Origin of the sequence: uncultured Alteromonas sp. (assembly GCF_963976965.1) — a bacterium.
Taxonomy (GTDB): domain Bacteria; phylum Pseudomonadota; class Gammaproteobacteria; order Enterobacterales; family Alteromonadaceae; genus Alteromonas; species Alteromonas naphthalenivorans.
This window is the reverse complement of record NZ_CAXBMP010000019.1, coordinates 14,688-28,517: the sequence shown is the minus strand read 5'-3', so window position 1 is coordinate 28,517 and position 13,830 is coordinate 14,688. Positions and strand designations below refer to the sequence as shown.

Genomic DNA, 13,830 nt, shown 5'->3' with positions numbered 1-13,830 from the left:
CAGGCTTGAGCATAAACAAGCTTGGCGCGCTAAGCAACGCGCAATACGTCTAATTTACACCTATTTATTGTGTCTGTTTTGCAAGCTAGCTGGGCGATAAGGCGCATCTACACCAACATACGCTGGACCAAAGGTAGCTAAGCCCTTTGGGGTTAAAAATGCATCAGGCGCAGGCAAAATAATAACCGCTAACGATTGGCCAATTTCATAATGCGGATTGGTCACTGGCTCACCAGTATTCTCATCAATTACACAAATGAGATCTGGAATAGTCACATCCACTTCACCATCGTAGTAGCTGATTAGGTTTTCGTTCTTAACTCCTAACTTGTAGGTATGTCCTGCGTCATTCCCTTCATCATCGTCTGCGCCAGCTAAATCAACGGTTCCGACAGAAAAGCCACCTATGGTATCAAATTCAAAGGCTGTCACTTTGCCTCTAAAGGCAACAAAGCCATTGCCAACATCTGCAATCACTTTGGCAATATCCGCACCTTCCTCTTTGGCTGCCGATACCGCTTTACCTAGCGCCCACGCTTTTGAAATAGTTCCACCAATAAGGGCATGCCGAATGTCTTTTACTGGCATAGCGTGGTCGATAGCCGCTATGTCGTTGGCGCTAACTTGGCAAAGTGCACGCATAACATGCTCGGCTCTTTGGTCATCATGCAACCCTTCACACACGAAGGTTTCGCAAAAGCTGTTGGCGGCAATAACAGGCGCGGCATCCAGTCCGTTTAGATAATAGGTTGAGTGGGTTATTTCAGGTACAGCCCGCCCAGCGGGATCACCGTCAATCACCACGCCACCATTTAACGCTGCGGTATAAAATGCCACAGCTGTATTAGAACCGCCCATTTCACAGCATACCGTGCCATAAAACTTTCTATCAAAATAAGACTCTATGCGGCTATACGCGGCGCATATAGCTGGCTCAGCATTTCTGGGTAAGGCTTTGTATTCGTCGGCCTCTTTGGCCGTTAAATCGAGGGCGCCGAGCAAATAAGGCGTGCAAATCCATTCATCGTCGGGGGCTTCATCTAGTCCTACAAGCCGAAGTGGTAATCCCTTCTCTATCACTTCGTTAATTAATGCTAGGCCTTCACTCATTTCACCACCGCCCCCGGTGCCTAGCACAGTACAGCCTAGCAAAATGTCTTTCATATCTTGAAAGCTTAGTTCTTTCATAGGTTTTCTCTTTCGGTGGTGTCTTTGGTTGCGGTTGCGGGTGCAGTGCTATCGGTACTGTTCTTTACGGCGCTCTTATTAGTAAGAACTCGCATTGCGCGGGTTAAAATAAGGTAGCTGGCTAACGAAATAATTAAGGCGTCTATGGCTTCAATAGGGGTGATAAAAAGCCCTGTTTCAGCGCTGGTAAAGCTAAACAGGATACCGGTTATCCACGCGGCTATGGCGCAAATGTTAAACGCAGGAATAAAGTCACCCGCCCGGTACACAGCTTGTCGTCGAAGAATAAAAAAATCAGCGCAGTAGATAGCCGCAACAGGGGTAAACATGATAGACAAAGAGAAAAGGAATTCAGAAAAACTATCAAGCAAATTAAGTGATGACGCCACGGCTCCCATCACACCCATCGCAATAATCAGTAATTTTTGTTTGCCACCATTAATGACTGCCGCAGCCCCCAATGAGGCACTGTATAAATTCAGTACATTGGTGAGCCAGCTGGAACAAATAAGCAATACAAAGGCGGCTAGCCCCAGCCCAACCTTTACCATCAGGGCAAGAATATCGTCACTACCGAATACATTTGCGGCTAACGAAGCAGCAATGTAGACAAACGTGCTTAATAGAAAAAAGGGAATGAAAGACGCCGACCATGCATCTCGTTTTGTTCGACAAAAGCGGGCTAAGTCGGGCAGCAACACGATAGACACAATAAAGCTTCCTACCACCGCCGACACCGCCGTACCAAACCCCATCGTGGGCTCGACGGACGCCAAGCCACCTGAGGTCTCTATCGCCATCGCGCTTTTTATTAATAGGAATAGCGTAACCATTCCCATAATAGGTACCAGCCAAGTGGATAATTTTTCCATGCGCTGAAAGCCGTACAAGGTAGTAACAACAATGACAGCACTAACGCCCCACTCGATAGCACTGGTGTTAAAAGTAATACCCAAGTAATCGACCAGTAAACCGTTGGTGGCTAGCGCGAATAAGTCAAGATTAACGCCGTACCAGCCTAATAATGATAGTACGAAACAAAAAGACACAAGCTTTGCGCCCCATACCCCAAACACATGGCGTATGGTTAAAAACGATGTTAGCCGGTTAGCATGCCCTACCAGCGCGGTAACCGCCCCAAAGAAAGCTAAAATTAAGCCACCTACCAGAAAAGCAGCAAGACTTTCCCAAAAGCCCAACGCTTCGCCTATTTCTATCCCTGTGATCAGCCCAGGAACCGCAAAGGCCAATGCCCCGTTTATCATACCTACCGCGACGCCACTTGTTTGCGCACTTTCAGGCACAGGCTCCAGGGCGTAGTCATTAGTATCTGTTGTATTTTCAGACGTCATATTTTTGTTATCCCTGTTAAGGTCGACAAATTGCGAAATGACTAACGCATTCCAGCAATTATCGTTTGAATTTATTCACTGACGTAAAAATAACGCATACATTTAGCGCGATAAAAGTCGCTATACACGCCCAATTTTAATTCCCAATACTATTGTGCAAACTTTCCACAAAATAATATTTTGTTAATTAATAAATTTTGATAGTCTGACTAGCGAATTTAACGCTTATTACGAACTTATTGCCATTTTAAAAAATATTATTTCACGCTAGCAAGATACTTTATCTTCTATCTGACTCCTATGAAGACCCCAGCAGAAAAGCTTTTCAGCGCGAAAGACAGTCCTATATGTAGCGATACATGAATTTAAGCTAACAGAAACTACCTTATGAAAAAGATTATTCATTTAGACAGCTACAACCAAAAGATATTGGCCATATTGCATTTGCAAGCAGACCTTACCAACGTGGAATTGGCAGGCCGAGTTAACCTTTCCCCTAGCGCCTGCTTTCAGCGGGTAAAAGCATTAAAAGAAGCTGGCTACTTTCGCACCTTTCACGCTGACGTGAATATTGAAGCCATGTGCGAACATGTTTTCGCCTATGTTGAATTTACCTTACATGACAATAGTGCCCCTTTTAAACGGCGCTTCATTGCTGCTATTCAAGAAATACCAGAGTTCATGGATTGCATGCAAATTACAGGAAAAGTGGATTATGTGTCGTTCAGTTGTTTTGCGAATATCGCCAAACTTAACGAAGCTTGTACATCGTTAAGTGACAGAGAAGACCTTGGTATTAAGCGCATTGAAAATCGGATTATTTTATCAAGAGAAAAATTCTTTTTGGGCTATCCGCTGGCGCAATTAAAATGGTTGGATAAAGCGAAAATTTCTATGGGTGAATCTGCATCAGACAGGTAGCAAAGACGTATTATCGTTAAGCCACTCAGACATTGCTGCCTCATTAACGATCTCTACTTTTCCATACTGCTTACGAATTAGTGAAAGCGATACTAATTTATTCAGGGCCTTATGCGCGGTTAGCACAGTTACGCCTAATCGCTCAGCATAATCGCTTTGCCTAAGCCTTACAGCAGTAGTGTGCTGAGCCGCACTGGTTTGATAAATTAATTTCGCCAACTGTACATGAGTAGGTAAGCGTAAAATGTCATCTAACCGCTCTAGGGTAGCGTGAAGCTTTATGGCAAGATTCCGCGTTAAAAATACGCCAACTTCAGGATGCGCAACCTCAAGTTTCCGAAAGCGGCTTTCATTAATTTGCAGCACATTGCAGTCGGACATTGCTTGCGCATGATGGGTTCTGGCCAACGAAGCATATAGGGTGAATTCGCCAAAGGTGTCGCCCCGCTCCATTACTGTGGTGAGTTGATAGTTACCGTCCACGCCATAATTGCCCACCTTCACTTGCCCAGCCAATACGATGGACAGCCCAGGTTTTAAATCCCCGCGATTGTGGATCATAGCGCCATTTTCGTATTCAGTTGGCGTACCAAATTGATTGCATAACGAAAGTAGTGACTCTTCCATTACAACCTGATTGAGTGCTTTTACATACGACAATTTTTCACCAAATCTATAGTTCTATATATTTACCATGTTAATGGGGTGTTAATTTAACTGCAATAAGTGGAGTTAATTATGAACTATCAAATTGCGATCATCGGAATTTTTCTATTATTTGCGTTACTGGAAGCAAAGCAAGGTAAGCTTTTTAAGAAAAGCGCAGAAGTAAGCGATGATGGAAAAGTCGAACTCATTGGCACTCTAGTACTATTTGTCATTACGCAGCCATTAGTGCTGTTTAGCGCAGGTGCATTGATGCTGTTAGTTGTACCTCAGTATCAAGGAGCATTAAGCAACTCATCTATTTTTCTTCATATTGCACTGCTACTAATATTTGATGACATGATGCAGTATTGGTGGCACCGCCTGTCTCACTCCACACGTTTCCTGTACAACTTGCACCGTGCACATCACAACGGAAAGTACATGAGCGTGCGCATTATCTATCGCAATAATGTGTTCTATTACCTGTTGATGCCATCGCTGTGGTTTTCAGGCGCGCTCATCTATTTAGGGTTAGGCTGGACCTATGCGTTCTATCTTGTGGTTAAGCTAGGTGTGATTACCGGTGCGCATGCCGAATGGAAATGGGACAGATTTTTGTACCAAACGCCGTTTTTTAACAAGCTTGCTTGGGTTCTTGAAAGGACAATATCCACGCCATCTACTCACAGTGCCCATCATGGCTTAAAAGCGGATGATGGCGTAACTAACTATAAAGGTAATTACGGAAATCTATTATTTTTCTGGGACGTGTTGTTTGGAACTGCCAAAATTACGCGAAAATACCCAGCTCAATATGGTATTGAAGGGATGTTTTACGCTAATTGGGTAGAGCAACTTGTATGGCCGCTATACAAAACCCCGCGAAAACCTAAATTGGCTAACAACTCAGCTGAGGAAACGACTATCAAACCGTCATCTAGCCCTAGTGGCAAAGCAGATTCCGAGGGAGAATTGATATCAGAACCTACGGTGAATAAACCTGACCCAGCCATATGAAAAGGGGCTGATGTAGGAGCAGTATTACAACTGCTCCTTACGGTTTTTATTTGTGCTTCCTCGGGAGCTTTGGGTAGATGCTCACTTACAGGCTTACTTAAGCTTCTTCGTAAAGTGTTGCAATCCATTTCTCTTCAGAAATGAAGCTCCATGCCCACTTGTCCCATTTACTATCGAGCCCTGTTTCAGTAATTGCTTCAAGGCTCATGCCTTTTGCTTTCTGCGCTTTTACAAAGGCAAAAGTTTCTTCAATCATGGCAAGAAAGGTCGTGTACTCAGCTTTGTTGCTAAGTTCACCATGACCAGGAATGAGCACAGTATCGTCATCTATTTTCGCCAACACTTGCTTTACTGAATCAATGTAACCTTCAACACTACCGCCAGAATTTAAGTCGATGAATGGGAATAACCCATTAAAAAATAAATCCCCCGTGTGCATGATATCCGGCTGTTCAAACCATACTATGCTATCGCCATCGGTGTGCCCTGATTCAAGATGCATAATGTGAATGGTTTCACCGTTAAAATGTAACTTAATGCCGTTTTCATAAGTGATAGCGGGCAGCGCATCTGGCGATACTTTTTCATCGTTGGCTAATCGAACGCGCACGTTATCGTGGGCGAGAATAGTCGCGCCTTTGTGGCTGTGGAAGAACGCGTTCGAGCCTGTATGGTCGCCGTGGTAATGAGTGTTAATTACATACTTTGGTTTATCGCTACCAAGCTCGCCGAGTGCCGTCGCAATTTTTTCAGCTAAAGGGGCGAATTGATCGTCAATAATTAGAATGCCATCGTCACCGGCAGAAACGCCGATATTACCGCCCATCCCCGTTAACATATGCACCGAGCCTTTAAGTGCTGTTGCCTCTATTTCAACCTTTTCGAAGCGGTCTTGCGAAAAAGCGGCTGGAATGAAGGTAGTCGAGACTAAACTTGCAGCAAGTAGAAAAGTTCGGGTAAATTTGTGCGTCATCAGGGTTCCCTAAAAGAGTGCTTATTATTGAATAGATTTAAATACACTATGACCTAGTTTGCGGTTCAGATCATTTTTTCGCCGTTTGGGATCTCACCAATATAAGCAAATCGAGGGACAGACTTACCTTCTACCAGCACCTCTTCTTCAAACATACTCAATGGGCGCACCCACAGGGCTTTTTCGCCATAACATGGGCGATATACCACTAAGGAAGACTCGTCTTCTGAATGTGTCGCTACTTCATAAACGTCGTAATCACTGCCTTTATAATGGCGGTAGCGACCTGGGGTTTTGAGCTCTTGGTTTTTAGGTTTTGGGGTAGTCATGATGGCTCCTGCTTTTTACTTTTTGTTAATTTGAATACGGTAGAAGTCGGACTCTGTTCATAAAGCGTCTGATAAGGTTGCTCAATTTTGAAGTTATTCACTAATCTACTCGGCTATCTACTCATCTAGGTACTCACCTATCTCGCACTTTACTACTCACCTTTCTAATCACCTATCTACTCACCCTCTAGGGGTAAAGGGAGTTGATGTATGGTTTGTGCCTCACCAAGACCAATGTGCAGACCAACTAAGCGTATACCACGGCCTTTAGCACGCTCGTAAGCTTCTTGTAGTAGGGTATCAAAGTAATGCGCATTTAACGAAGGGCATCGATGCTCAACCGTGGTTAGCTGGAAGTCTTGAAATTTAAGTTTCACCCCTTGAGTGCGAATACGAACAGGTTTGCCTGTACGCTTTTCATGGGCCTGTATGCGTTCCTGAAGCTTTTCTAGTAAATGAGGCATAAAGTCGCGACATTCTTCTAATGAGTGAATATCGTTGCTTAGCGTGCGCTCTACGCCTATAGACTTACGCTCTCTTGATACTGACAGTTCTCGATCATCAATACCATGCGCACGCTCCCATAATACCGCGCCAAATTTACCTAATTCTTTTTGTATGCGCTCAAACGGGTAACTGCGCACATCGTTACAGGTGGCTAAGCCTAATCGTTGTAGCTTTTGCATTGTCACCTTACCTACCCCTGGAATTTTTTTAAGAGGCATGGCCCTTACAAAACTATCTAATTTATCGGGGGTAATAACACAAATACCATTCGGCTTATTTTCATCGCTGGCCACTTTTGCTACGAACTTACAGGGCGCTACACCCGCCGATGCGGTTAACCCCAGCTCTGACTCTATTCGACTTCTAATTTCTTCTGCTATTAACGTGGCACTGCCACCGCAATATTGGCTATTGGTGACATCGAGGTAAGCTTCATCTAACGAAAGAGGTTCGATTAAATCGGTATAGTCGGCAAATATTTCGCGAATTCGTTGGGACTCTTTTACGTAAGCCTCCATGCGTCCTTTCACTAAGGTAAGATTCGGGCAAAGCTTAAATGCGTAAGCGGTAGCCATGGCGGAACGAACACCATATTTACGGGCAGGATAATTACAGGTAGAGATAACCCCTCGATGCTGTGAGCTTCCACCAATGGCAATAGGGATATTACGTAACGCAGGGTTGTCACGCATTTCAACCGCAGCATAAAAGCAGTCCATATCTACATGGATGATTTTTCGCATGGTGTATGCTCCCAAACTGCCCCTAAGCCGCCCCTAAGTAGCTAGCTCTAGTATACAAGCCTTTAAAAAAAGCTGTATGTAAAAACAGTATTCTAGAACATATCAGTAACGCTTACCACTATATACGATGATAGTAAGTAACTACTTAGCGCTAACTATGAATGAACGGGCAAAATGGGCGTATCGTTTTAGATAAAAAAGCGCGGTAAGCTTACCGCCTATCGCGCTTTTATCTATGAACGGTTATTGCAGTGTAGTGGATTTCAATATCTTGCAAGTCCGTGGTATGAAAGGCTCTATTTATTAGCGCCTACTGACATCACCAGGTTAACTACACCATCAGATTAAAGGATCTGATTCTGTTTCCATTCATTCAATTTCTTTTCTCTCGCTTCTTCTTTTTCCATACGAGACTTTTTGCGGTCGCAAGGCTCTGGGCAATCACATGCTTTCGCGATACCTAATGCGCCTAATCCACCGCAACTACCTGAGATAGTTTTGCGCTGCACCACGTAGCCAACAGCCATGGCGAGTACCATAGTGAGGAAGAAACCGAATGCTAAAATAAACGTAGACATAGCCTACTCCTTAATTATTTACTTCTACCAGTTTATCAAATTCTGGCGTGGCATACTCTTCAAATCCGTCTGCCGTGCGACGAATGAGGAATACAGCAAGTTGTTCTTGCTCTGCAAGGTCGATTGCTCGTTGCCACCCCATTACATTGAACGCTGTGGCTAAGCCATCAGCAATCATTGAAGATGGGTTTACCACCGTAACCGATACCAAATCATGGGTTATCGGCGAGCCGGTATTCGGATCAATCAAATGAGAGTAGCGTTTACCGTCTTCTTCGTAATAGTTACGGTAATCGCCCGAAGTCGCTATAGCATTAGTACCAATAGACACCACTTTTTGGACCGCGCGTTCTGTCGTGACCGGCTTTTCAATCGCAATTAGCCATTCACTGCCATCGCCGCGTTCGCCTTTAACCCGCATTTCACCGCCAATCTCTACAAGGTAATGTTGTAAGTGATGAGCATCTAAAATCGCTGCCACTTCATCAACACCATAACCTTTAGCAATCGTTGATAAATCAACGTAAAGCATAGGATTTGCCTTCATAAGACCGGTTGGCGTTGTAGATAATTTCTCATAGCCTACATAATCTCGTACTGCATCGATATCGGCTTGGGTTGGCACTTTTTCAGGGCGTTTATTCGGACCGAACCCCCACAAATTGACCAAGGGGCCTACCGTAACATCTAGCACGCCGTCACTCAAACGAGCCAACCGGAGTGCTTCGTTAACTACCGTTAGTGTCTCTTTAGACACCTCGAAGTTATCAGAATAACGATATTGGTTAAATCGAGATAACTCAGATGTTGTGTCGTAGGTAGACATCAATTTATTAATATTAACTAGCTTTGCATCAATCTCTTCCTGCAAGCCTTCAACTTCTTTTTCACCTTCCGCAAGCACATACTTAACATTATAAGTCGTGCCCATGGTTTGGCCTTGCAGATGCGCTACTGCAAGCGGTTTGTCGCTGCAACTTGCTATCATTAGAATACTGATAGCGATAATAGCTAACGCTATACGTGCAAAAAATCGAATCACGTTTATGGTCCTTTAACTAAACAAAAAGGGGGCTCTCGCCCCCTTTCTTACCTAATGGATTTCGGATTAACCACCGAAGTCATCAAGCATTATATTTTCGTCTTCAACACCTAGTTCTTTCAACATGTTGATAACGGCTGCGTTCATCATAGGTGGTCCACACATGTAGAACTCACAATCTTCTGGCGCAGGGTGGTCTTTCAAATAGTTCTCAAGAAGAACTTGGTGAATGAACCCAGTATAACCTTCCCAGTTGTCCTCAGGCTGAGGATCTGAAAGGGCTACATGCCATTTGAAGTTATCGTTTTCTGCAGCTAACTCATCGAAGTCTTCTGTATAGAACATTTCACGAAGTGAACGTGCACCGTACCAGAAGCTCATCTTACGATCTGTTTTTAAGCGACGAAGTTGGTCGAAGATATGAGAACGCATTGGCGCCATACCAGCTCCACCACCGACGAATACCATTTCGTTTTCAGTTTCTTTTGCAAAGAATTCACCGAATGGACCAGAAATAGTGGCTTTGTCGCCTTCTTTAAGGCTCCAGATGTACGATGACATTTTACCAGCAGGTAGACTTAGGTTATTAGGTGGCGGCGTAGCAATACGCACGTTCAACATAATAATGCCTTCTTCTTCTGGGTAGTTAGCCATTGAGTAAGCACGAATAGTTTCTTCATCTACCTTAGATTCGATATCGAAGAAACCAAAGCGTTCCCAATCACCACGATACTCATCAGGGATTTCAAACTCTTTGTACTTAACATGATGCGCAGGGGCTTCAATTTGAATGTAACCACCAGCACGGAAAGGTACGCTTTCACCGTTAGGAATTTGAAGCTTAAGTTCTTTGATGAAGGTGGCTCTGTTGTCGTTAGAAATAACTTCACAATCCCACTTTTTAACACCAAATACTGACTCTTCAAGTTCGATTTCCATGTCTTGCTTAATCGCAACCTGACATGACAAACGACAGCCTTCACGGGCTTCACCTTTAGTGATGTGATCAAGTTCAGTTGGAAGAATTTCACCACCACCTGAATGCACGTCTACACGGCACTGACCACATGAACCACCGCCACCACATGCTGAAGATACGAAGTATCCTGCATCTGCTAGTGCGCCAAGAAGCTTGCCGCCTGGCTCAGTTTTAATTGCTTTGTCTGGGTCGCCATTAATGGTGATAGTTACATCACCGCTAGGTACCAGCTTCGACTTAGCAAACATGATGATAAATACTAGCGCCAATACAATGGCAATAAACATGCCGACGCCTAGGAAAATTTCTACTTGATTCATTTATATGCTCCCGAGCTCGATTACAGCTGAATACCAGTGAATGACTGGAAGCCAAGTGCCATAAGACCCGCAATCATGAACACAGAGCCCAGACCACGAATACCATCAGGCATATCGGCATATTTAAGCTTTTCACGTACAGCGGCCAAAAGCACAATTGCGATTGCCCAACCCATACCACTTCCTACGCCGTAAACGACACTTTCGGTCAAGTTGTATTCACGTTGTACCGCGAATGCCACACCACCGAAGATAGCGCAGTTAACCGTAATTAGCGGAAGGAAAATACCAAGCGCGTTATAAAGCGCAGGGAAAAACTTATCTAAGCTCATTTCCAAAATTTGAACCAATGCCGCGATAACGCCGATAAAGGTTAAGAAATTCAGGAAGCTTAAATCTGCATCAGGGAAACCAGCCCAAGCTAGTGCACCTGGTGCAAGGATGTTCACATAAATGATTTGGTTAACCGGTACAGAAATACCCAGTACTACGATTACCGCAACACCAAGACCCATAGCAGTTTTAACTTTCTTCGATACCGCCAAGAAGGTACACATACCTAAGAAAAGTGATAACGCCATGTTCTCAACAAAAATTGAGCGAACAAATAACGACAAATAATGTTCCATGACTTACTCCTTAGGCTCTACTTGCTCGGGACGAAGGGTACGGATAACCCAAATCATACCGCCGATTAAGAAGAATGAGCTAAATGGTAGGATTAACAAACCATTACCCTGATACCAACCACCGTTTTGAACTAGTGGAAGAATTTCGAAGTTCAGAATAGTACCGAAACCGAATAGCTCTTTAATTGTACCAATAACAATAAGTACAAATGAGTAACCTAAACCGTTACCAATACCATCTAAAAAGCTCATCAGAGGTGGGCTCTTCATTGCATAGGCTTCAGCACGACCCATTACGATACAGTTAGTAATAATCAAACCAACGAATACCGACAGCTGCTTCGAAATTTCGTACGAATAAGCCTTCAATATTTGGTCAACTACGATTACCAACGACGCGATGATAGTCATTTGGATGATAATACGAACGCTTGATGGTATCTGGTTACGAATCATTGAAATAAACAAGTTCGAAAACGCTACAACCGTGGTTAGCGCTAAAGACATTACCAAGGCTGTTTCTAGCTTAGTGGTAATAGCCAGTGCTGAACAAATACCCAGAACCTGTAAGGCGATAGGGTTGTTGTCCATAATTGGCCCAAAGAGGGCCTTTTTCATTTCTTTAGTATCTGCCATGAGACTCCCCTTATGAACGCCATGCCTGAGTCTTCAGGAACTGGCCGAAGCCTTGCTCGCCTACCCAGTATTGAATCGTGTTTTCAACACCTTTACTGGTTAGGGTAGCACCTGAAAGCGCATCAATAGTGTGTGGATTGCTTGGGTTTGCATTTTTAACTACGCGGATAGCCACTTCGCCATCTTCAAATAGTTTCTTTCCATCCCATTTGTCCTGCCACGCTGGGTTTTGCACTTCGCCACCAAGTCCTGGTGTTTCTTTTTGTTGATAGTAAATCAACTCACGAACTGTTTCGCCATCGGCGTCAAGGGCAAGAAAACCGTACATAAGATCCCACAAACCACTACCGTGAACGGGTAAGATAATGCGAGATACATCGCCAGCTTCGTCACGTACCAAATAAACACTGGCAACATTAGGGCGACGTTGGAAGCCAACGTTGCTGCTAGTCACTTTTGTGCTGTACTCAGTTTGCTTAGCGGCTTTATACATATCGTAATCTGGTTCTGGTGCTTCTACAAACTCACCGCTTTCCAAATCAACATAGCGAGATTCAATCTTTTCGCTATATGTACTTTCGATTGTTTTACCTGTCATGCCTGCTTCGTAAAGCCCTGCTGCGTTCAAAATGTTGCTCTTTTTATCAAGCGACGCATTAGTTTGTTGTAATGAGCGCAAGCCTACAGCTGCGCCAGATACAACAATTGAACACACAAGACAAACGGCAACTACAACGCCAATCGTTTTTCCTAAAGATTCTTTTTTAGCCGACACGAGCTACCCTCCGCTTGATATTACTTTGTGCGACGAAATAGTCGAACAGTGGCGCCCAAAGGTTGGCAAAAAGAATGGCCAACATTACACCTTCTGGGAAGGCTGGGTTTAGCACACGTACAAGTACTGTCATAAAGCCGATGAAAATACCGTATGCCCACTTACCTTGGTTGGTAAACGATGCAGACACAGGGTCTGTGGCCATAAAGAACATACCAAAGGCAAGACCACCAATAACAAAGTGCCAATGTGCAGGCATAGCAAACATGTAGTTGGTATCACTACCAATCATATTCAGCAAGGTGGCAAACACGGCTACCCCAATTGCTACACCAGCAACAATTCGCCAGCTTGCAATACGCATGTACATAATGAACAAGCCACCAATTAAGATAGCTAATGCAGAAACTTCACCCGCAGAACCTGCGATAGTTCCGAAGAAGCTGTCAAACCAAAGGTCCATATTAGCGTAATCAAGTGCGCCTGAAGCCGCTTGGCTTAATGATGTTGCACCTGAGTACCCATCAGCAGCAACCCAAACTTGGTCACCAGAGATTTGTGCAGGATAGGCGAAGTATAAGAACGCACGACCAGACAATGCAGGGTTAAGGAAGTTACGGCCAGTTCCGCCGAAGACTTCTTTAGCGATAACCACACCAAAGGTAATACCTAATGCAACCTGCCAAAGCGGGATAGTTGCTGGTAACGTTAATGCGAAAAGTACCGAGGTTACGAAGAAACCTTCGTTAACTTCGTGCTTACGTACAGAAGCAAATAGTACTTCCCAGAAGCCACCAACAATAAAGGTAACTGCATAGATAGGTAACCAGAAGCAGGCACCATAGAAGAATAGCCCTAACAAACCTGAGTTTGCTAAGTCTCCACCTAAGGCAGTGAATAACCCTGCTTGCCATGTGTCAGGCAGTGTACCGGCACCAGCGGCAATAGCTTCTTGCGCTTGGAAACCAATGTTATACATACCGAAGAACATTGCTGGGAATGTTGCTAACCACACCAAAATCATGATGCGTTTAAGGTCGATGCTGTCACGCACGTGCGTGTTAGCTTTATTTACTTTACCAGGAGTGTAGAAAATTGTTGCCGCTGCTTCATACAGTGCATACCATTTTTCGTGCTTTCCACCTGGCTCAAAATTTGGTTCAATCTTTTCTAAATACGCTTTTAAACCCATG

At 44.2% G+C, this 13,830-nt stretch carries 15 protein-coding genes; 2 read left to right on the top strand and 13 right to left on the bottom strand.

Features of this window, described 5'->3' with window-relative positions; genetic code table 11:
* Positions 1 to 60: 60 nt before the first annotated feature.
* Together AAC006_RS14345 and AAC006_RS14340 are read right to left on the bottom strand one after the other, a co-directional pair.
* Positions 61 to 1,188, bottom strand: a complete 1,128-nt coding sequence (locus AAC006_RS14345) for a DUF917 domain-containing protein (protein ID WP_126872844.1) — start codon at positions 1,186 to 1,188, stop codon at positions 61 to 63.
* On the bottom strand, positions 1,185 to 2,540 hold the full coding sequence (locus tag AAC006_RS14340; RefSeq protein ID WP_126872845.1) for a cytosine permease: 1,356 nt from the start codon (positions 2,538 to 2,540) through the stop codon (positions 1,185 to 1,187). The genes AAC006_RS14345 and AAC006_RS14340 overlap by 4 nt, the downstream gene beginning before the upstream one ends.
* Positions 2,541 to 2,927: 387 nt before the next feature.
* Between AAC006_RS14340 and AAC006_RS14335 the strand changes: the two genes are divergently transcribed.
* Positions 2,928 to 3,461: an Lrp/AsnC family transcriptional regulator gene (locus AAC006_RS14335; protein WP_126872846.1), complete on the top strand. Its 534-nt coding sequence runs from the start codon at positions 2,928 to 2,930 to the stop codon at positions 3,459 to 3,461.
* Here the strand turns inward: AAC006_RS14335 and AAC006_RS14330 are convergent.
* Positions 3,450 to 4,121, bottom strand: coding sequence for a Crp/Fnr family transcriptional regulator (locus AAC006_RS14330; protein WP_126872847.1), 672 nt, complete (start codon positions 4,119 to 4,121; stop codon positions 3,450 to 3,452). The two genes, AAC006_RS14335 and AAC006_RS14330, sit on opposite strands and share 12 nt — an antisense overlap.
* Before the next feature lie 78 nt (positions 4,122 to 4,199).
* Between AAC006_RS14330 and AAC006_RS14325 the strand changes: the two genes are divergently transcribed.
* Positions 4,200 to 5,126 carry a sterol desaturase family protein gene (locus AAC006_RS14325; protein WP_126872848.1) on the top strand — a complete coding sequence of 309 codons (927 nt, stop codon included), beginning with the start codon at positions 4,200 to 4,202 and terminating at the stop codon, positions 5,124 to 5,126.
* A gap of 97 nt (positions 5,127 to 5,223) precedes the next feature.
* Here AAC006_RS14325 and AAC006_RS14320 read toward each other — a convergent pair whose 3' ends face one another.
* From AAC006_RS14320 to AAC006_RS14275, 10 genes are all read right to left on the bottom strand, one after another.
* Positions 5,224 to 6,099, bottom strand: a complete 876-nt coding sequence (locus tag AAC006_RS14320) for an MBL fold metallo-hydrolase (protein WP_126872849.1) — start codon at positions 6,097 to 6,099, stop codon at positions 5,224 to 5,226.
* Between the two features lie 65 nt (positions 6,100 to 6,164).
* Positions 6,165 to 6,428: a DUF1653 domain-containing protein gene (locus AAC006_RS14315; protein ID WP_126872850.1), complete on the bottom strand. Its 264-nt coding sequence runs from the start codon at positions 6,426 to 6,428 to the stop codon at positions 6,165 to 6,167.
* 176 nt (positions 6,429 to 6,604) lie between these two features.
* Positions 6,605 to 7,678, bottom strand: a complete 1,074-nt coding sequence (gene dinB / locus AAC006_RS14310; RefSeq protein WP_208806171.1) for a DNA polymerase IV — start codon at positions 7,676 to 7,678, stop codon at positions 6,605 to 6,607.
* A 344-nt stretch (positions 7,679 to 8,022) separates the two neighbouring features.
* Entirely contained in the window at positions 8,023 to 8,256 is a 234-nt protein-coding gene (nqrM, locus tag AAC006_RS14305; protein WP_126872852.1) for a (Na+)-NQR maturation NqrM, read from the bottom strand.
* Between the two features lie 10 nt (positions 8,257 to 8,266).
* A complete protein-coding gene (locus AAC006_RS14300) occupies positions 8,267 to 9,298 on the bottom strand; it encodes an FAD:protein FMN transferase (protein WP_126872853.1) in 1,032 nt (343 codons plus the stop codon).
* Positions 9,299 to 9,364: 66 nt separating this feature from the next.
* On the bottom strand, positions 9,365 to 10,597 hold the full coding sequence (gene nqrF, locus AAC006_RS14295; RefSeq protein WP_339891728.1) for an NADH:ubiquinone reductase (Na(+)-transporting) subunit F: 1,233 nt from the start codon (positions 10,595 to 10,597) through the stop codon (positions 9,365 to 9,367).
* A gap of 20 nt (positions 10,598 to 10,617) precedes the next feature.
* On the bottom strand, positions 10,618 to 11,226 hold the full coding sequence (gene nqrE / locus AAC006_RS14290) for an NADH:ubiquinone reductase (Na(+)-transporting) subunit E (protein WP_013782594.1): 609 nt from the start codon (positions 11,224 to 11,226) through the stop codon (positions 10,618 to 10,620).
* 3 nt (positions 11,227 to 11,229) lie between these two features.
* Positions 11,230 to 11,862, bottom strand: a complete 633-nt coding sequence (locus AAC006_RS14285; RefSeq protein ID WP_126872855.1) for an NADH:ubiquinone reductase (Na(+)-transporting) subunit D — start codon at positions 11,860 to 11,862, stop codon at positions 11,230 to 11,232.
* Positions 11,863 to 11,872: 10 nt separating this feature from the next.
* Positions 11,873 to 12,637, bottom strand: a complete 765-nt coding sequence (locus tag AAC006_RS14280; RefSeq protein ID WP_126872856.1) for a Na(+)-translocating NADH-quinone reductase subunit C — start codon at positions 12,635 to 12,637, stop codon at positions 11,873 to 11,875.
* Positions 12,627 to 13,829 carry an NADH:ubiquinone reductase (Na(+)-transporting) subunit B gene (locus AAC006_RS14275; protein ID WP_126872857.1) on the bottom strand — a complete coding sequence of 401 codons (1,203 nt, stop codon included), beginning with the start codon at positions 13,827 to 13,829 and terminating at the stop codon, positions 12,627 to 12,629. Before AAC006_RS14275 ends, AAC006_RS14280 begins: the two co-directional genes overlap by 11 nt.
* Position 13,830: the final 1 nt, after the last annotated feature.